The organism is Burkholderia sp. BCC1972 (assembly GCF_905339605.1).
Lineage (GTDB): Bacteria > Pseudomonadota > Gammaproteobacteria > Burkholderiales > Burkholderiaceae > Burkholderia.
The window spans coordinates 25,882-44,453 of record NZ_CAJPGH010000031.1 but is presented as its reverse complement, the minus strand read 5'-3'; the positions used below and the strand labels follow the sequence as shown (position 1 = coordinate 44,453).

At 67.5% G+C, this 18,572-nt stretch carries 12 protein-coding genes; 3 read left to right on the top strand and 9 right to left on the bottom strand.

What is annotated here, in order from left to right; genetic code table 11:
* Nucleotides 1-33: 33 nt before the first annotated feature.
* The 4 genes from U5798_RS31675 to U5798_RS31660 form a co-directional block, all read right to left on the bottom strand.
* The gene (locus U5798_RS31675; RefSeq protein ID WP_322084284.1) at nucleotides 34-1,923 is read right to left on the bottom strand and encodes a WG repeat-containing protein; all 1,890 of its coding nucleotides are present in this window, start codon (nucleotides 1,921-1,923) and stop codon (nucleotides 34-36) included.
* 80 nt (nucleotides 1,924-2,003) lie between these two features.
* Nucleotides 2,004-2,450: a hypothetical protein gene (locus tag U5798_RS31670; RefSeq protein ID WP_322084283.1), complete on the bottom strand. Its 447-nt coding sequence runs from the start codon at nucleotides 2,448-2,450 to the stop codon at nucleotides 2,004-2,006.
* Between the two features lie 259 nt (nucleotides 2,451-2,709).
* Nucleotides 2,710-3,810: an adenosine deaminase gene (gene add, locus U5798_RS31665; RefSeq protein ID WP_322084282.1), complete on the bottom strand. Its 1,101-nt coding sequence runs from the start codon at nucleotides 3,808-3,810 to the stop codon at nucleotides 2,710-2,712.
* 45 nt (nucleotides 3,811-3,855) lie between these two features.
* Entirely contained in the window at nucleotides 3,856-5,205 is a 1,350-nt protein-coding gene (locus tag U5798_RS31660) for an NCS2 family permease (protein WP_124456256.1), read from the bottom strand.
* A 95-nt stretch (nucleotides 5,206-5,300) separates the two neighbouring features.
* Between U5798_RS31660 and U5798_RS31655 the strand changes: the two genes are divergently transcribed.
* Nucleotides 5,301-6,212: a LysR family transcriptional regulator gene (locus tag U5798_RS31655; RefSeq protein ID WP_124456257.1), complete on the top strand. Its 912-nt coding sequence runs from the start codon at nucleotides 5,301-5,303 to the stop codon at nucleotides 6,210-6,212.
* A 27-nt stretch (nucleotides 6,213-6,239) separates the two neighbouring features.
* Here the strand turns inward: U5798_RS31655 and U5798_RS31650 are convergent, their stop codons facing one another.
* From U5798_RS31650 to U5798_RS31635, 4 genes are all read right to left on the bottom strand, one after another.
* Nucleotides 6,240-7,292 (bottom strand): nucleoside hydrolase, encoded by a 1,053-nt coding sequence (locus U5798_RS31650; protein WP_322084281.1) that lies wholly within the window; start codon nucleotides 7,290-7,292, stop codon nucleotides 6,240-6,242.
* 8 nt (nucleotides 7,293-7,300) lie between these two features.
* The gene (locus U5798_RS31645) at nucleotides 7,301-8,413 is read right to left on the bottom strand and encodes a porin (RefSeq protein WP_322084280.1); all 1,113 of its coding nucleotides are present in this window, start codon (nucleotides 8,411-8,413) and stop codon (nucleotides 7,301-7,303) included.
* A gap of 162 nt (nucleotides 8,414-8,575) precedes the next feature.
* Nucleotides 8,576-9,877, bottom strand: a complete 1,302-nt coding sequence (locus U5798_RS31640) for a hypothetical protein (RefSeq protein ID WP_322084279.1) — start codon at nucleotides 9,875-9,877, stop codon at nucleotides 8,576-8,578.
* 387 nt (nucleotides 9,878-10,264) lie between these two features.
* Nucleotides 10,265-11,683: an MFS transporter gene (locus U5798_RS31635; RefSeq protein WP_322084278.1), complete on the bottom strand. Its 1,419-nt coding sequence runs from the start codon at nucleotides 11,681-11,683 to the stop codon at nucleotides 10,265-10,267.
* Nucleotides 11,684-12,122: 439 nt separating this feature from the next.
* Here U5798_RS31635 and U5798_RS31630 point away from each other — a divergent pair, with 439 nt between their 5' ends.
* Nucleotides 12,123-14,585: a DUF3772 domain-containing protein gene (locus U5798_RS31630; RefSeq protein ID WP_322084277.1), complete on the top strand. Its 2,463-nt coding sequence runs from the start codon at nucleotides 12,123-12,125 to the stop codon at nucleotides 14,583-14,585.
* 139 nt (nucleotides 14,586-14,724) lie between these two features.
* Here U5798_RS31630 and U5798_RS31625 read toward each other — a convergent pair whose 3' ends face one another.
* Nucleotides 14,725-16,236 carry an aldehyde dehydrogenase family protein gene (locus U5798_RS31625; protein ID WP_124456264.1) on the bottom strand — a complete coding sequence of 504 codons (1,512 nt, stop codon included), beginning with the start codon at nucleotides 16,234-16,236 and terminating at the stop codon, nucleotides 14,725-14,727.
* A 632-nt stretch (nucleotides 16,237-16,868) separates the two neighbouring features.
* On the opposite strand from U5798_RS31625, the gene U5798_RS31620 reads away from it, so the two are divergent.
* Nucleotides 16,869-18,449 carry an amino acid permease gene (locus U5798_RS31620; protein ID WP_322084276.1) on the top strand — a complete coding sequence of 527 codons (1,581 nt, stop codon included), beginning with the start codon at nucleotides 16,869-16,871 and terminating at the stop codon, nucleotides 18,447-18,449.
* Nucleotides 18,450-18,572: the final 123 nt, after the last annotated feature.

Sequence of the window (18,572 nt, the reverse complement as noted above, 5' to 3'; positions counted from 1 at the left end):
GGTACCGCCGGCCGGTCACGCCGGCGGCCCGTCTTACCGGCGCGCCGTCGACACGTGCCCGTCCGCGTACAGCCAGACGGGTACGCCGTCGTCGCGCAAAGCCGCGACCGGCTCGCCGTTGCGCCAGTTCTGCGCGATCGCAATGCGGCGGACATACCACGGCATCAGGAATGCCTGCGCCGTACCGTCGAACAGCGCGCCGTCGCCGATCCGCACGTAACGGGCCGGATGCAGGACGGTGCCGTCCGCACGCAATATCGTCGCGTGCACGTCGTCGCCGTCTTCGTCCTGCACCCATCCCAGCCAGCCGCGATCGGCTCCCCAGTACAGGCCGGACACGATGTCGTACGGCCCTTGCGCGATCGTCGCCCCCGTATCGAGATCGCAAATCGCCAGTTGCACCGGCTCGCCCGGCAGGACGCCGAGCGCGTAACGCTTGGACAGCGCGCCCGGCACCGCTTCGTCGTCGGACAACCACGACAGTGCGCCGAGGTTCACGAAATCGAACGGCACCAACGCGCGGCCGTGCCCGTCGACGACCGCGCAACGCCCGTCGTCGCGCCGCACGATATGGCGGATCGCGCCGAGGTCTGCCACGCGCTCCGTCGGCGTGTCGTCGAGCTTCGCGATTTCCGCGTAACGCGGCTCGACGACCGTGCGACCGTTCAGATCGACGAGGCCGACGTGATCGTCGTCTCGCTGCGCGAGAAACGCGCCGCACTCGGACGACCATTCGAGCGACGCCCATTCGGGTTTCGTCAGCCATTGCCCGTCGCGGCCGACCAGCCCCCAGCGCTCGCCTTCGCATGCCGCGACGGCGGTGTCGTTCACGAACTCGTGCGTATCGTCGAAACGCGGCGGAATCACCCACGCGCCCTGCGTATCGACGAAGCCCCAGCGGCCGTCCACGCTCGCGGACGCCAGGTCGCCGGAGAATTCGCCGAAATTGTCGAGGGTCGGTTCGAGCACCCACGTGCCGTCCGTGCGCACGAGCCCGAACCGCTCGCCCACGCGTACGCATGCGACGTCACCGCTGAAATCCCACACGGCGTCGAACGCCGGTTCGCGCACGATCCGCGTCTCGTCGCCGTCGCCATCGGCGAGCAGCAAACCGACCTTCCCGTCGCGCGCGGCCCACAGCAGCCGGTCGTCGCGAGCGCCGCTCGCCCACAGGTTCGTCCACTCGGGCGGCACGATCACGTCCCACGCATCGTCGGTTTCGCGCCGCACGCCCCACAGTCCGTTGCGCCCGCGAAAGCTGAACGTGTCGTGATCGAGCCAGTTGCCGTGCAGTTCGCCGGCGTCGAACATCTCGGCGAACGTCACGCCGCGCGGCGGATTCTGGCGCTGGAAATAGTGATGCGATACACCGCCGAACCCGAAGCCCCACGCCCAGTCGCCCCAGTCCGCGGGTGTATCGATCTCGAGCGCACCGCGCACGCCGCGCACGTCGCGAAAGTCCATGCAGTTCGCGACCTGCCACCACAGGCGCGTGCAGTTGTCGCGTTCCGCGTCGATGAAGTCGTCCGGATCGCCGCCGTCGAGCCACGATAACTCGTCGAGATTCGCGGAAAAACGCGGCGCACCATGCGCATCGCCGATCGCATCGATCGACTCGCCGAGATGGCGCACGAGCGCATCGAACTGGCGCGCGAGCGCCGGATCGTCGCCCGGCAGCGGATACGCGGTGACGAACGCCGCGAGCCGGCTGATGCGCGCATGTGCGGCGCGCGCGTCGCTGGAAAGATTCGGCGTGCCCGCGTCGCCGAACACGCGCTGATCGGTAATCGCGTCGCCCGCGCCGCCGTCGGCGAGCAGCACGCGCCACAGCAGCGGAAAGTGATTGTTGGATTCCGCGAACTCGACCGTCCGCGCGTCGTCTCCGTCACCTGGCTGGAGATAGAGCCATGCTCGATTGCCCATCGGAAGGAATCGCCTCGTTGTCGTGTCGTCGTGTGCAGCAACCCGCCGGTCCGCGCGCCGTCAGCGCGCGGTAACCGCCTTCACGGCGCCGTCGGCGAATCGCCGCTGCGCGCGACCCGATACAGTTCGATGCCGTCGACCTGGAAGCCTTGTGTCATCAGCAGCAGGACACCGGTGGTCGAATGCTTCGTCGTGAAGTTGCTGCCCGTGATCGACGTGACCTGATAGGGCGAGCCGATCGGCATCCTGATCAGTTCGCCGCCCGGCACGTCGAGCACGCACGCGTCGGCAGGCGGCTTCTCCGGACCGTCCATATCGAGCTCCGCCACGCGCGCCGGGGCCGTTTCGGCACTCCAGCGGCCGGCGTCACGCGCGCGCAGCACGAAGCCGTCGCCCGCCTTCTCCACCCGCAGGGTCGCGGGCTTGCCGGCGGCCGGCGCGTAGTCGCCCAGCAGCCCATCGCAGGCACTGCCGGCTCGCGCGGACAGCGAGATGAACAACATCAGACAGAAGACGGGGATGCGCACGTAAAGCCTCTCAGATTCGAATTATTGTCGGAATGCCGGCGCGGGCGCGCGCGGCGGCAGCGACACGCTCGGGCGCTGCCGGACGCCAATATAGCGAATGCGATCGAGGTATGCCAGCCTGACACGCGCAGCGCGGTGCGGTGCGGAGAGACGACAGGACGCGTGCGCGGCACCCTGTTGCGGCCGTGCACGGCCCGGAGCCGTGTGAACGAAGCGCCGACCGGTCGAGCGACCGGCCGGAATGCACGCGCAGTCGCGCTCAGCCCGCCGCGAGCGTATCAGCCAGCCTGTCGAACTCCGGCGACCATGCCGCACGCCACGCCGCCTTCGCCGCCTCGTCGGCCCATGCGCCGTCGATCCCGTTCAGCATGAACTGTTTCAGCTCGGCCACGGCGAAGCCGAAGTGGCTGAACATCAGTTCCCACGCTTCGCTCGGATTGACCTTGTGCAGCGTCGGATCGTCGGTGTTCGGATGGATCTTCAACCCGAGCCCCGGCATCCTGCGCATCGGATGCAGTTCCGCCCATTGCTCCGGCGGCAGCGTGCGCAGGTAGTACGAATTCGTCGGCACGACGGTGAAGACGATCCCGCGCTCCGCATAGCGTGCGCACAGCTCGGGGTTGTCGACGATCGTATAGCCGTGATCGACGCGATCGACCTGCAGCAGGTCGACGGCCGTCTCGACGTTGCGCCACGGCATCCCGAACTCGCCCGCATGCGCGGTCGTGCGGAAGCCGGCCGCGCGCGCATTGCGGTACGCCTTCCAGAACAGTTCCGGCGGCCGGTCGTTCTCGCGATAGTCGATGCCGAGCCCTGCGACTTCGTCCGCGCGATTCGCCTTCATCCACTCGACGATCGCAACGGCTTCGTCGGGATCCTGCTCACGGTCGATGCTCGGAATCAGGCGCGCGCCGATCCCGAAGTCGCGCGCGGCATCGCGGATCGCGGTGACGATCGCGGCCTGCGCGTCGGCATACGCAATGCCCGATACGCGCACCGTTCCCGTCGGATTCCAGAAGAATTCCGCATGCCGAACGTTGTGCGCGGCTGCATCCTCCAGATACTCGTACGCGATCCGCCGCAGGTCGTCGGGCTGCGTGAGCAGGTATTTGTCGAGCGCGCGCAGCACGTGCAGCACGCCGACCGGTTTCTCGCCGCGTGCGTAGAACGCGTCGATCTCCGCGCGCTCGATCGGCGCGCCGCTGCGCTCCGCGAGTGCGATGAACGTGTCGTGCCGCACCGCGCCGAGCAGGTGGCAATGCAGCTCGACCTTCGGCAGTGCGTGGAAGAACGCCCGATGGGCCGGCGTGATCTCGATGCCCGTGCGCGCGGCCGGGACGTTGCCTGGTGTTGCCTTCATGTCAGTCTCTTTCAGGTGGTGCCATTGCGTCGCGAAAGCCGTCTCTCAGTGCGGCTTCACGACGGTCCAGAAGTAGTAGCCGAGCGGAATCGCAAGCACGACGAGCCCCCACGACACGTCGCGCCAGCGGCCGGCCAGCAGCTTGACGAGCACGTAGCACAGCAGCCCGCCCGCAATGCCGGTGCCGAAGCTGTTCGACATCAGCGTGAGCAGCACCATCGACATCACGGGCAGCGCGTCGGTGAAGTCGTCGAAATGCGTATGGCGGATCGTCGCGAACATCGACAGCCCGATCAGGATCAGCGCCGGTGCGGTCGCTTCTTTCGGGATCGCGAGCGCGACCGGCACGAACAGCAGCATCGCGGCGAACAGCACGGCCGCGGCCAGCGACGACAGTCCGCTGCGGCCACCGGCCTCGACGCCCGCCGCCGATTCGATCAGCGCGGTCAGCGCGGGAATGCCGAACACGGGCCCGAGCGTCGCGGCGAGCGAATCGACGAGGAACGGCCGGTTGATGTTCGGCAGGTTGCCGTGTTCGTCGAGCAGGTTCGCCTTCGCGCCGACCGCGAGCGCGGTGCCGAGCGTCGAGAAGAATTCCGCCGCGAAGAACGCGAACAGGTACGGTGCGGCCGCGAGGCTCAGTGCGCTGCGGATGTCGAGCTTGAACGCGATCGGCGCGATGCTGTGCGGCAGCGACACGAACGACGCGGGCAGGTGCGTGACGCCCAGCGGCACGCCGGCCGCGGCTGCGACGAGAATCGCGATCAGGATCGCGCCGGGCACCTTGCGCGCCTGCAGCACGATCGCCACCGCGAGGCCGATCAGCGCGACGAGCGCACCCGGCCGCGAGAAGTCGCCGAGTGCGAACGCGTTGGTCTTCGCGTTCGCGACGACCATGCCCGCATTGCGCAGCCCGAGCATCGTGACGAACAGCCCGATCGACGCGCCGAGCCCGAGCTTGATCTGCACCGGTATCAGCCGCACGACGACGCCGCGTGCGCCAAGTATCGTCAGCAGGAAGAACAGCACGCCCGACACGCATGCGATGCCGAGCCCCGTCTGCCAGCCGACGTGTTCCGTCGTCGCGAGCGTCACGCCGATGATCACCGAGCCGCCGATGCCGGGGCCGACGAGGAACGGCAGGTTCGCGTAGAGCCCCATCAGCGTCGTGAACAGCACGAACACGATGATGGTCGCGGTCGTTGCCGCGCCGCGCTCCATGCCGCCCGTCGCGAGCAGCGACGGGATCACGACGAGCAGATACGCGGCCGCGAGGAACGACGTGACGCCCGCGATCGTCTCGGTGCGCACGCTCGTGCCGCGCGCGGCGAGCGCGAAGCGGCGTTCGAGCCAGCTGGCCGGCGCGCGCGCCGGGATCGTGTCAGTCGCTGACATGGTGGTTCTCCTGTGATTCCGAATATTGTCCTGTGCCGGTTTCCGCGGCGCAGGTCTTATACTGCCGCGTACCGCATCCCGACCGTCATTGCCCGATGTCGTCCGACCGCTCGTCGCTGCTGCCCGCGCTCACGCTGCGGCAGGTCCAGCACTTCGTCGTCCTTGCCCACGCACGCAGCTTCACGCAGGCCGCGCAGGCGCTGTCGCTCACGCAGCCCGCGCTCACCGCGTCGATTCGCCAGATCGAATTCCTGCTCGGCGGGCGCCTGTTCGCGCGTACCGCGCATCGCCTCACGCTCACCACCGCGGGCGAAGCCGTGCTGCCGCTCGCCGAACGCCTGCTCAACCAGGCGCGCGGCACTTTCGACGACATGACGCGGCTCATCGGCGAACGCATCCAGACCGTGCGCATCGCGTTCATCCCGTCGGTCGCGGGCCGCCTGCTGCCCGCGCTCAACGCACTGCGCGGCACGCACCCGACGCTGCGCTTCACGCTCACCGATTTGCCGAACAGCGCGCTCGTCGAAGCCGTGCGCGACGGCGTCGCGGATCTCGGCATCGGCGTGCGCGAACCCGACAGCGACGACGGCACGCTGCGCTACCAGCAGTTGTTCGAGGACGAGATCGTGATCGTCGTGCGGCATGACGATCCGCTCGCCCGCGCGAAGAGCGTCACGTGGGCGAAGCTCGTCGATCGCGAGCTCGCGGTATTCGTGCGCGGCAGCGTCAGCGAATCGCTGCATCGCACCGGCGGCGCCGAAAAGCTGCGCCTGAACGTCACGTACCGGATGGAGTACACCGAGCCGCTCTACGCGCTGGCGCGCAACGGCCTCGCGACCGCCGTGCTGCCGAGCCTCTACACGATGCATCTGCACGATCCCGAACTCGTCGCGCTGCGCGTCGACAAACCGCGCGTCACGCGCGCGATCTCGCTGATCTCGCTCGCCGCCGACGATCGCGGCCCGCACGTGCGCGCGTGCCGCGAGTGGATTGCGAAACACATCTGATCCCGATTGCGTTGCAATGGCCCGCGCTCAGGGCAGCGTCGCGATGCGCTCGACGAGCGTCGCGTAGAAACGGTCCGCGTCGACCTCGTTGATCCACGTCGCGTTCGCCGCGCGGCCGCTGCGGCCGTTCCAGTCGACGATCGTCTCGCCAAGCGTCCACTGCCCGGCCGTCTCGACCACCACGTTCACCTTCCGCCCGCCGAACAGTGTCGGGTCGACGAGATAGCCGACGGCCGTCGGGTCGTACATCGGCGCATCTTCGACGCCGCGCCGCTTCTTGTTGTATGCAAGCTCGGCATCCATGATGTCCGCGACGATCGCGCCGCAACGGTTGCCGAGTGCACGGAACGGCGCAACGCGCGCCGGCGTGATCGGCGCCTTCACCGCGACGTCGCGCGGCAGCACGACGACCGGCACGCCGCTGCCGAACACGACTTCGGCCGCCTGCGGATCGACGTAGATGTTGAACTCGGCAGCCGGCGTGATGTTGCCGCGCTCGAAGAACGCGCCCCCCATCAGCACGATCTCGCGCAGCGCGCCGCGAATCTGCGGCGCTTCGACCAGCGCGGTCGCGATGTTCGTCAGCGGGCCGAGCGCGCACAGCGTCACGCTGTTCGGCGCCGCGCGGCTCAGCATGTCGACGAGGTACGACACGGCGTGACCGGCAGCAAGCGGCGCGCGCGGCTCGTGCAATTCGACGCCTTCGAGCCCTGTCTTGCCGTGCACGTTCGCAGCCGTCACGAGGTCGCGCACGAGCGGACGCGGGCAGCCCGCGTAGACCGGCAGCGTCTTCGTGCGACCGGCCCAGTCGCGGATGATTCGTGCATTGCGTTCGGTCAGGTCGAGCGGCACGTTGCCCGCAACGGCCGTCAGCGCGCGCACGTCGAGCCGGTCCTGCGCGCCCAGCGCGAGCAGGATCGCGATGGCGTCGTCCTGCCCCGGGTCGGTATCGATGATCACCGTGCGGCGCGCGGCGTCGCCGCCGGCCGCGAACGCGCCCGCTTCGGGCAGCAGCGCGGTGCCGGCCAGCGCGGCGGACAGTTTCAGGAAGGTGCGGCGGGATGCGATCGGATGGGTCATGGTCGAACTCAGAAAACGTGCCGGACGCCGAGCGTTGCCATCATCTGGCGCGTGCCGGTCGAGCGTGCGTACGCGAAGATCTGCGCATGGTCCGCGTCGCCGGCCGCCTGCTGCGCGATCACCGTCAGCGCGACGTCGGTGCGCTTCGACAGGAAGTAGTCGGCCTGCAGGTTCACCTGGTGCCATCTCGGACGCTTGTCGATCACGTCGTACTTGCCGTTCGTGAACGCATACGCGGCGCCGAGAAAGAGCTGCGGCGTCATCGTGTAGACGACGTTCACTCCGAGGTTCTGCAGGTGCAGGTGCGAATTGTCGAGGTAATCGTAGCGCACGTCGGTGAACATCGCGGCGAACTGCGCGCGGCCGATCGTGTAGAAGCCGCCCGTGCCCGCGATACGCTGCCGGCTTGCGTACGCCGCCGGCGTCATCGCGCTCTTGCTGAAGATCAGCAGCGGCGACGCGTAGTCGTTCGCGATCGCGCCGTCCTGGTTCGTCGCGCTGTAAGGATGGTTGTACTGAGCATAGACCACGCTCCAGCGCAGCGGGCCGCGCTCATAGCCAAGCCCGAAGCTGTACGCGCTGTTGTTCGCAAAACCGGTCGCGTTGCTGAAGCCGTACAGTGCGGTGAACTTCAGCCCGTAGTAGACGGGGCTCACGTACTTCACCGAATTCTGCACGCGGATGTCGTTGTAGCCGTTGTCGTTGTCGCCGATGTTCACGCCGTTGCTCGCGATGATCACGGGCCCGATGTAGTCGTGGATCGCATCGTACTGGCGGCCGAACGTCAGCGAGCCGTAGGTGCGGTCGGCAAGGCCCACGTAGGCCATGCGCCCGAACTCGCGGCCGTTCTGCGCGGCCGTGCCTGTCATCACGTTGAAGCCGTTCTCGAGCTGGAAGATCGCGGACAGCCCCTGCCCGAGATCCTCCTTGCCCTTCAGCCCCCAGCGCGGGTTCTGGTTCGTGCCCGACAGCGCCTGCCAGGCGTTCTTGCCGCCCTGGTTGGTTGCGAACCCGACGCCGGCCGAGATGAGACCGTACAGCGTGATGCTGCTTTGCGCACAGGCATGGGTCGCGAAGGCGCCGAGCATCGCGAGCGGAGCGAGCTTGTAGAGAGTTTTCATGCGGGTCGTGTGGTCGGTGGTGGTCCAGGCGCGGCAGGGTTCCGCGAAACTGGACTCGACTATACGAACCCGAATCGGATAATAAAAGTTTGCTTTTGTTATGGTTCAATAAAACGGATTTATTCTCATCCCTGTATCTCCACCGGGCCGGCGTACCGGCGATCAGTCCGCCGTGTCGCCGCCCTTCGGCACCTTCGACCATGCCTTGCGCCCCGGCATCGGCGCCCAGGCCGGGCGGGCCTTGCACGCGCTGTCGATCACGACCAGGTAGCGGCCTGCGATCGGCGTGATGTCGCGATCGCGGCGCAGCACCCACAGCGACTTGCCGGCCTCGACGCGCGCCTGGTAGTCGTCGTCGAGCAACCCGTGACGGTCGAAGAACGTGTTCAGCGACGCCGGAATCCGCACGCAGCCCTTCGAGTGCCGGATGCCGAGCAGCGCTTCGAGGCGGTCGGGGTCGGTCGCATGCATCTGGAAGCGCATCGGCGACACGCCGCCCTTGCCCCAGCCGCGCTCGCCGTCGACCCAGCCGAAGTCGTAGATACGCATGTCGCGGTGCCCGTAGCCGCGAATGCCGTTCTCGTTCGTCGTCCCTTCCGCGCGGAAATCCATGTTGTCGGGCGAGTGATGGAACACGCCCAGCGGCGTCAGGAAGTGATCGTACTTGCCCGGCAGCCCGGTGCCGACCGGCGATGCGCCGATCATCATCCATGCGTTGGCCGGTGTTGCGCGGAAGTAGATGAAGAGCGCCTGTACGTTCGGCGTGCGGTCAACCATCGCAACGTATTCGCCGGCGAGGTCGCCGAGATCCGCGTCGACGAGTGCTCTCTGGAGCCGCTCGCCGTAGGCGCGCTGCTCGCTCGCGGGTACGTTCAGGCGGCGCGTGACTTCCTGCATGAAGCGCTTGCGCATGTCGACCGCACGCTCCGTTGCGTTCTTTGCTTCGTCGGCCGAGAGTGGCGGATGGCGACGCGGCGGGGTCGGTGCGGGTGCTTCAGCCTCGCTGGCCGCGGTCGCCGATGCGGCCGACGCCGGTTCCGCGGCGGACGCTGCGGAAGCAGCCGATGCGCCCGATGCCGTGCTGGGCGGCTCCGCAGGATGCGCATGTGACGCGGCGGGCGCCGCAGGCGCGGACGATGCGCCCGACGACGCATGCGCAGCCGAGGCGGGATGCGCATGAGAAGCCGCCGACGCGGGCGACGCAGCTGATGAGGATGACGTAGCAACCGGCGACGATACGTCGGACGCGGCAAAGGCAGGCCGCCCGGCAAGAATGGAAATCGGCAGCGCGGCCGCGAGCCACACGTACATGGCTACCGCGCGGGCAAGGCGGTTCGGCTTCGCAAATGGCCGCTTCAGGCTGGACAGGATCATACGTTCGAAGCCATCGGCCGATCCGGCCGCCGCAGGGTGCTGTTGCGAGCGGCGCATCTTCCGCGCGAGCCATCGACACGTCCGGCGCATCGTATGCGCCCGGCGCCGACGCCTCTTTGCGGCGGAGCCGTTCGCTGATGCAACGCGTGCGGTCCGATGGCGGCTAATGAGTCGTCAGGCCCTTCATTCTACGCGTCAGTGCAGGATTCAGCAGCGGCAAAAGTCGCGGTTCTACGGCAGTTTTTCGCTTCGTCACGCTTTGTTTCAACTCGTTGCCGTTTGCGGCTTCGTTGCGTGTCACGCTTATAAGTTGGACGGTTTGGCGCGCGGCCCCCGGCGCCCGTGCGTTCGATACGAAACGCATGCTCCGGCATAATAAATTCGCATGTCAAATCATTATGGCGATGCGATGTCCGCATTGAAACCACATCGCACGCATGCCGCACAAACGAGGCGACACGCATGCGCACCTGCCGACTACTTCGAAATGGTTTCGAGCGCGATGCCCTTCGTGCGCGGGCCCATGAACCCGATCGCGGCCATCACGATCACCATCGCGCCTGCGATGAACGCGAACACGCCGAGCGTGCCGAAGCCGCGCAGCACGGCCGCGATCACGAACGACGAGAAGATCGCCGAGAAGCGGCTCCACGAATAGACGAAGCCGACGGCTCGCGCGCGGATCGACGTCGGGAACAGCTCGGCCTGGTATGCGTGGAAGCTGTACGACATGATGTTGCTCGCGAGCGTGAGGCCGATGCCGAGCATGATCAGGAACGCCCCTACCGTCGTCTGGCTGAACAACAACCCGCAGACGACGATCGCCGCCGCCATCGCGACGATCACCGACTTGCGCTCGAAGCGATCGGCGATCACGAGGCCGATCAGCGGGCCGATCGGCGCCGCGAGTGCGATCACGCTCGAATACATCAGGCTCGACGTGATCGTGATGCCCTGCTTGATCAGCAGCGTCGGCACCCAGTTCGCGAAACCGTAGAAGCCGACCGTCTGGAACACGTTGAAGATCGTCATCATGATCGTGCGGCTGCGATACGGCGCAACCCACATGTCGCGGAAGCGGCCGCGCGGTGGCACGGGTTCGGCCGGCGCGGGCGTCGGCAGCGGCCGGCCGTACTCGGCCTCGACCTTCGCCTCGAGTGCGCGCATGATGCGATCGGCTTCGTCGACGCGCCCCTGCTGCGCGAGCCAGCGCGGGCTTTCCGGCAGTTCGCGGCGGATCCACCACACGAACAGCGCGCCGTGCGCGCCGATCAGCACGACCCAGCGCCAGCCGTCGAGGCCGAACGGCGCGTGCGGCACGAGCAGGTACGCGAGAAACGCGACCACCGGCACCGCGACGAACCCGACCGCCTGTTCGCACGCGAACGCGCGGCCGCGGATCTGCTTCGGCACGAGTTCGGAGATGTACGTGCCGATCGTCACCATCTCGACGCCAAGGCCGAGACCGACGACGAAGCGCCAGAAGTTCAGCCCAGCCGCGGTGTCCTGGAACGCCATCACGACGTTGGCGGCCGTGTACCACAACAGCGACCACGTGAAGATCGCGCGGCGGCCGAAGCGGTCGGCAAGGAAGCCGCACGCGATCGTGCCGATGAAGAGCCCGGAGAACAGCGCGGCGATGAAGCTCGCGACGCCCGTGGTGCCGAACAGGCCGTGCGTCGTCGCCGACAGGATGCCGCTTTTCACGAGGCCGGGGGCGACGTAGCCGCTGTAGAGCAGGTCGTAGAGTTCGAAGAAGAAGCCGAGGCTCAGCAGGACGACGAGTTTCCAGACGCTGCGGGTCGGCGGCAGGCGGTCGAGGCGGGCCGAGATGGAGCCGGGGTCGATGGAGGGGGATGGGGCTGTTGCCTGCGGAAGGCTGTCCGTTGAGGCCATCTTGGGCGCGTCTCCTGGTCGTGTCGTGTTGTGTATTGTTGTCCGGCGACCGTCGAGCCGCCGTCGGGCGAATCGCTGCATTGTACCGGCACCCCGTTCGGCGTACGCGCCGGCAAGCCGCGCAGCAGGCGTCGAAGCGGTTCGGACACCCCATTTTCGCGCGGGATAATGTGTAACTTGCGTAACCGTGTGTCGGGGACGGATAACGCACCGGACCGGCCCGCCGGTGCTGCCCGCCCCCAGCCGCTGGCGGCGCAGGCCCGGCGGTACGGGCCTGCCGTCGGGTTGCGCGCAAACGCGCGTCGCAGGCTTCGCGACAAACGGGGTACGCAATCGGTACAACCACGCCTTCCGCGGCCCGGTAACATGCTACCGGGCCAACTACCGGCTTCCGGCTGCCTTTCGGCATCCGAGATTGTCGGCAAATCGTAAGCATTCCATGTCCATACAACGACTCTCCAAGTACGCCCGCCGGATCGCGCTGATCGCGTTGCTGCAGTTCGCCGCGATCGCCACCGCGTCGGCGTTTCCGGCAGCCGCTTCCGCCCCGGGCGCGAGCGGCGTCGGCGCGCCCGTGCCGGCCATCTCGCTGAACGACGCCGTCGCGCAACTCAAGCAGATGCAGGTCGAGCTCGACCGCATCAAGCAGCAGACTTCGACGTCGACCAACAGCAAGGAACTCGATGCGCTCGGCGACTCGGCGCAGGAGCTGAGCAGCGACGTCGCGAAACTGCAAAGCGATCTCACGCCGCAACGCGCGCAGATCCAGGCGCAACTCGACGTGCTCGGCCCGCCGCCTGCCGAGGGCGCCGCGCCGGAAACGGCGGCCGTCGCGAAGCAACGGGCCACGCTCGACGCGCGCAAGACGCAGATCGATGCGGCGCTGAAGCAGGCGGCAGACCAGAAGACCAGCCTCACGAACCTGACCGAGCAGTTCGCGAAGCTCCATCGCGGCCTGCTGAAGAACCAGCTCGCGTTCCGTTCGGGCAGCATCTTCAGCGCGCAGTTCTGGCTGCCGCTGTTCCACCTGTCGCCGGACGACCGCGAGCGGCTCGATGATTTCAACGGCGAACTGTTCGACATGCTGCGTTCGTCGTGGGTGCCCGGACAACGGGCGATCACCACGCTGCTGCTGATTGCCGCGTTCGCGGCGTGGCTCGGCGGCCGCAGGCTCACCGAGCGCTGGCTCGCCTGGATCGCGCTGAACCGCCTGCCGCACACCCGCCTGCGCCGCAGCGCGCTGGCGCTGACGACAGCCCTGTCGACCTTCCTGGCGACGGCCATTGCGATTCAGATCCTCTACCTCGCCGTCGCGCGCCACTACGAGCTCACGCCGTCGCTGACCGATCTGTGGGACCAGTTCGCAAAGCTCGCCGCGACCTGCGCGTTGATCGCCGGGCTCGGCCGCGCCCTGCTCTGCACGAAGCATCCGTCGTGGCGCCTGCCCGCGCTCGCCGATCCCGTCGCGCTCGCGATGAAGCCGTTCCCCGCCATCCTGGCTGCGCTGCTGCTGGTGTCGGGCACGCTCGAATCGATCAACCGGATCGTCGACACCAGCCTGTCGGTCACGCTGTTCGGTCGCGGCATCGTATCGCTCGTCGTCGCGCTGACAGTCGGCGCATCGCTGTTGCGCGCAAACCGCGCACGCACCGCGCTTGCGGCGGCCGGCGAGGCGCCCGAACAGCGCTCGACGCTCGCGGGGCTGATCCATGCCGGCGTCACGCTCGCGATCATCGCATCGCTGATCGCACTCCTGATCGGTTACATCACGGTCGCGCGCTTCATCACGTACGAACTCGTGTGGTTCGAGATCGTGCTGTGCGCGACCTACATCCTGATCCAGTTGACGCGCGACGCGAGCGAAAGCCTGTTCTCGTCGAGCCTGTCGACGGGCCAGCAGATCAAGCACCTGTTCGCGCTCGAAGACCGCCACCTCGACCAGGCGCGCACGGTCCTGTCCGGATTCGGCACGAGCCTGCTGATGCTGATTGCCGCCATCGCGCTGCTGACGGGCGGCTTCGGCACGACGCCGGGCGACCTGCTCGACAGCGCGGTCGCGATGATCGGCAGCCAGCGGCTGCAGAGCCTGAACATCATGCCCGACCGGATCCTGAACGCCGTGATCGGGTTCGCGATCGGCTTCTACCTGTTGCGCTCGCTGCGGCGCTGGCTCGACGGCGAGTTCATGCCCGCGCTCGGCATGGACACGGGGATGCGCGTGTCGCTGATCACGCTGTTCACCAATGTCGGCTACGTGCTGCTCGTGCTGATGACGCTCGGGCTCCTCGGCGTGCGGTGGAGCAACCTCGCGTGGATCGTCAGTGCGTTGTCGGTGGGTATCGGCTTCGGCCTGCAGGAAATCGTGAAGAACTTCGTGTCGGGGCTGATCCTGCTGACCGAGCGTCCGGTGAAGGTCGGCGACATGGTCAGCATCGCGGGCGTCGAAGGCGACATTCGCCGCATCAACGTGCGCGCGACCGAGATCCAGCTGAGCGACCGCTCGACCGTGATCGTGCCGAATTCGCAGTTGATCTCGCAGAACGTGCGCAACGTGACGATGGGCAACAGCACGCAGGGCGTCGCGACGCTGGTGCTGACGTTCCCGCTGAACACCGATCCCGAGCAGGTGCGCGACCTGCTGCTCGACGCGTACCGCGAACACCAGGCGATTCTCGAGAAGCCGGCGCCGTCGGTGACGTTCAGCCAGCTCACGCCGGAAGGCATCACGCTGAGCGTGACGGGTTACGTGTCGAGCCCACGGATTGCGAGTTCGACGAAGAGCGATCTGCTGTTCGAGATCCTGAAGCAGTTGCGCGCGGCCGGGATCACGCTGTCGAGCCCGCAGATGCTGGTCGTGCAGAACATGCCGGCGAACGACGGCTCCACGGGGCACGAATCGTAAGTGGGCCGTTGAGCGGGTACGCTCACGATCGATCGGCGCGCCGCACGCATCGCAGTAAACGACAAGGGCCGGTTACCGCTTCCGCGGCAACCGGCCCTTGTCATTCGACCGTCGAAGCGCCCTGGCCAGGCGCCCGCACTTATACGTCGAACTTCACCCCCTGCGCCAGCGGCAGTTGCCGGCTGTAGTTGATCGTGTTCGTCGCGCGGCGCATATACGCCTTCCACGCATCCGAACCCGACTCGCGGCCGCCGCCGGTTTCCTTCTCGCCGCCGAACGCGCCGCCGATTTCCGCGCCGCTCGTGCCGATGTTCACGTTGACGATCCCGCAGTCGCTGCCGGCCGCCGACATGAACTGCTCGGCTTCACGCATGTCGTTCGTGAAGATCGCCGACGACAGGCCTTGCGGCACCGCGTTGTGCAGCTCGATTGCGTCGTCGAAGTTGTCGTAGACCATCACGTACAGGATCGGCGCGAACGTCTCGCGCTCGACCACCGCCGATTGCTTCGGCATCCGCACGATTGCCGGACGCACGTAGTACGCATCGGCATGACCAACATCGACGCGCTCGCCGCCTTTCACTTCGCCGCCCTGCTCGCGCGCATCGCCCAGCGCCTTCTGCATCGCGTCGAACGATGCGCGATCGACCAGCGGGCCGACCAGCGTGCCTTCTTCAAGCGGGTTGCCGACCTTCACCGACGTGTAGGCCTTCTCGATGCGCGGCAGCAGCTGCTCGACCAGGCTGCGATGCACGATCAGGCGGCGCAGCGTCGTGCAGCGCTGGCCGGCCGTGCCGACCGCCGCGAACGTCACGGCACGCACGACGAGATCCAGATCGGCGCTCGGCGCGACGATCATCCCGTTGTTGCCACCGAGTTCGAGGATGCCGCGTGCAAGACGCTGGCTCAGCACCTTCGCGACTTCCTGGCCCATCCGCACGCTGCCCGTCGCGCTGACGACCGGCACCTTCTTCGACGCCGTCAGCACCTCGCCGACATCGCGCATGCCGAGCACCAGCTGGCTCAGTTCCGCCGGCGCGACGCCCGGATGCGTCTTCTCGAATTCGCGGATCGCCTTCTGGAGCAGCACGTGGCACGCGATCGCGGTGAGCGGCGTCTTCTCGGACGGCTTCCACACGACCGAATCGCCGCACACGAACGCGAGTGCCGCGTTCCATGCCCACACCGCAACCGGGAAGTTGAACGCCGAGATCACGCCGCACACGCCGATCGGGTGCCACGTTTCCATCATCCGGTGGCCCGGGCGCTCGGACGCGATCGTCAGGCCGTAAAGCTGGCGCGACAGACCGACCGCGAAGTCGCAGATGTCGATCATTTCCTGCACTTCGCCGAGGCCTTCCGACGTGATCTTGCCGGCCTCGAGCGTGACGAGGCGGCCAAGCTCGGCCTTGTGCTCGCGCAGGACGTTGCCGAACACGCGCACGAGTTCGCCGCGCACCGGCGCCGGCACCGTGCGCCACTTGAGGAATGCGTCGTGCGCGGCGTCGATCTTGCGTTCCGCGTCGGCCGGCGTGTCGACAGCCAGCGTCGCGAGCGTCGCGCCGTCGAGCGGCGAACGCGCGGTCAGCGCATTGCCTTTCCACTGGGCGAGATCGATGTCGAGCGCGGCAAGAATGTCGTTGAATTGCATCACTTCCTCTTCAGGGACAGATTGATCGGTGCGGCGGCAGCGCCGCCCGCGTGATTCGATTGGAGCGCGTTCGCGCGCCCTGTGCAAGCGGATGCGCCGCGCGGCGGGCCCGGTGCGCCGTACGGCGCATCGCGCTGCGCCGCCGCCGGAAGCCCGGCCGGACGGCGCACACCCGCCTCGCAAGGCACGATCCATGAAACACATTGTCGATGGCCACAAGTCGGGCCGCTATTGATATTAACTCACGACTTCATTCTCAAAACGCAACAACTCGACAGTCCACCCCGTGCGTTTCCATCCCGATATGGGACGTATCCGAAGCCCGCAGCCATGCCGTCAGACAGGTCGAGGCACGACTCAAGTTGATGACAAACCCGCATCACCCTGTTCGGAAATATCGTTTGCCCGCCGCGCATCGGGCACACACAATCGGGGCGGCGTCGAGGTGCAGCGCACCCGGCGCGCCGCCGGCCGCCGCTACGGCAGCCGGACGCCAGACGAACGCGACACGCATCGCGGCCCGGTTCATCCGGCCCGTTTCGCACCGTATCACCGCTGCCCGGCCCGCGCCCGGCAACGCGTCGCGCTTCGTCACCGAAAAACAATCCCGGAGACAGCGCCCAGCGCCCGCCATGCATTCAGATGCCCGCCCCGATTCGCCCCTTCCTTCCGGCTCGCCGCCCGCGAAGCCGTCCCTCCACCGTGCGCTCCAGGCCCGCCATCTGCGCATGATCGCGATCGGAGGCTCGATCGGCACGGGCCTGTTCGTCGCGTCCGGCGCGTCGATCTCGCAGGCCGGCCCCGGCGGCGCGATGCTCGCGTACATGGTGATCGGCCTGATGGTCTATTTCCTGATGACGAGCCTCGGCGAGATGGCCGCGTTCATGCCGGTGTCGGGCTCGTTCGCGACCTACGGCGCGAAGTTCGTCGACGAAGGCTTCGGCTTCGCGCTCGGCTGGAACTACTGGTACAGCTGGGCCGTGACGTTGGCGGTGGAACTCGTCGCCGGGCAGCTCGTGATGGGCTACTGGTTCCCGCACGTGCCGGGCGTCTGGTGGAGCGCGCTGTTCCTCACCTTGATCTTCGCGCTCAACGCGCTCTCGGTGCGGGGCTTTGGCGAAGCCGAATACTGGTTCGCGCTGATCAAGGTGCTGACGGTGCTCGCGTTCGTCGGCGTCGGCCTGCTGATGATCTTCGGGATCATGCAGGGCGGCCCGAGCGCCGGCTGGGGCAACTTCACGATCGGCGACGCACCGTTCGCCGGCGGCTGGGCGACGATGCTCGGCGTCGCGATGATCGCGGGCTTCTCGTTCCAGGGCACCGAGATGATCGGCGTCGCGGCCGGCGAATCGGAGAACCCGCGCACGACGATTCCGCGCGCGGTGAGCCAGATCTTCTGGCGCATCCTGCTGTTCTACGTGTTCGCGATCTTCGTGATCGGCGTGCTGATTCCCTATACCGACCCGAGCCTGCTGAAAAGCGACGTGACCGACATCGGCGTGAGCCCGTTCACGCTGGTGTTCCGCCACGCGGGCCTCGCCTTCGCGGCTGGCGTGATGAACGCGGTAATCCTGACGGCCGTGCTGTCGGCCGGCAACTCGGGCATGTACGCGTCGACGCGGATGCTCTTCAACCTCGCGGTCGAAGGCCGCGCGCCGAAGCTGTTCGCGAAGCTGTCGCCGGGCGGCGTGCCGCGCAACGCGCTGTATGCGACCACCGCCGTCGGCGCGCTGTGCTTCCTCACGTCGTTGTACGGCGACAAGACCGTGTACATGTGGCTGCTGAACACGTCGGGCATGGCCGGCTTCATCACGTGGCTCGGCATCGCGGTCAGCCACTACCGGTTCCGCAAGGGCTTCCTGAAGCAGGGCTACCGGCTCGACCAGCTGCCGTACCGGTCGAAGTGGTTCCCGTTCGGCCCGCTGTTCGCGTTCGCGCTGTGCGCGGTCGTCGCGCTCGGCCAGGACTACCAGGCGTTCCTCTCCGACAAGATCGACTGGGTTGGCGTCGCCGCGACCTACATCGGCCTGCCGTTCTTCCTCGCGATCTGGCTCGGCTATGCGCTCGTGCGCAAATGCCGCCTCGTGCGCTACGAAGACATGGAGATCGCGCCGTGGATCGAACGCAACGCGACGCCCGAAACCGCGCCGCAGGCCGACACCGGCTACGCGGGCTACGTCGCGCGCCCGGCCAACCCGACGCCGGGCGCCTGAAGCCTGACGTCACGCTTCGCGCCGGCTGCCGCCCGACCGCGGCGGCCGGCCCCTGACAACCCCCATTCGACGCGGCGCGCGCGTTCAGGCAAGATCGACGCGCGCCGTCCGTTTCTCCGCCGT

Excerpts from the sequence above, each read along its gene's own strand:
- U5798_RS31635 (WP_322084278.1), bottom strand. The coding sequence starts at position 11,683 with ATGGCCTCAACGGACAGCCTTCCGCAGGCAACAGCCCCATCCCCCTCC.
- U5798_RS31645 (WP_322084280.1), bottom strand. The coding sequence starts at position 8,413 with ATGAAAACTCTCTACAAGCTCGCTCCGCTCGCGATGCTCGGCGCCTTC.
- add (WP_322084282.1), bottom strand. The coding sequence starts at position 3,810 with ATGAAGGCAACACCAGGCAACGTCCCGGCCGCGCGCACGGGCATCGAG.
- U5798_RS31675 (WP_322084284.1), bottom strand. The coding sequence starts at position 1,923 with ATGGGCAATCGAGCATGGCTCTATCTCCAGCCAGGTGACGGAGACGAC.
- U5798_RS31655 (WP_124456257.1), top strand. The coding sequence starts at position 5,301 with ATGTCGTCCGACCGCTCGTCGCTGCTGCCCGCGCTCACGCTGCGGCAG.
- U5798_RS31650 (WP_322084281.1), bottom strand. The coding sequence starts at position 7,292 with ATGACCCATCCGATCGCATCCCGCCGCACCTTCCTGAAACTGTCCGCC.
- U5798_RS31640 (WP_322084279.1), bottom strand. The coding sequence starts at position 9,877 with ATGCGCCGGACGTGTCGATGGCTCGCGCGGAAGATGCGCCGCTCGCAA.
- U5798_RS31660 (WP_124456256.1), bottom strand. The coding sequence starts at position 5,205 with ATGTCAGCGACTGACACGATCCCGGCGCGCGCGCCGGCCAGCTGGCTC.
- U5798_RS31625 (WP_124456264.1), bottom strand. The coding sequence starts at position 16,236 with ATGCAATTCAACGACATTCTTGCCGCGCTCGACATCGATCTCGCCCAG.
- U5798_RS31620 (WP_322084276.1), top strand. The coding sequence starts at position 16,869 with ATGCATTCAGATGCCCGCCCCGATTCGCCCCTTCCTTCCGGCTCGCCG.
- U5798_RS31630 (WP_322084277.1), top strand. The coding sequence starts at position 12,123 with ATGTCCATACAACGACTCTCCAAGTACGCCCGCCGGATCGCGCTGATC.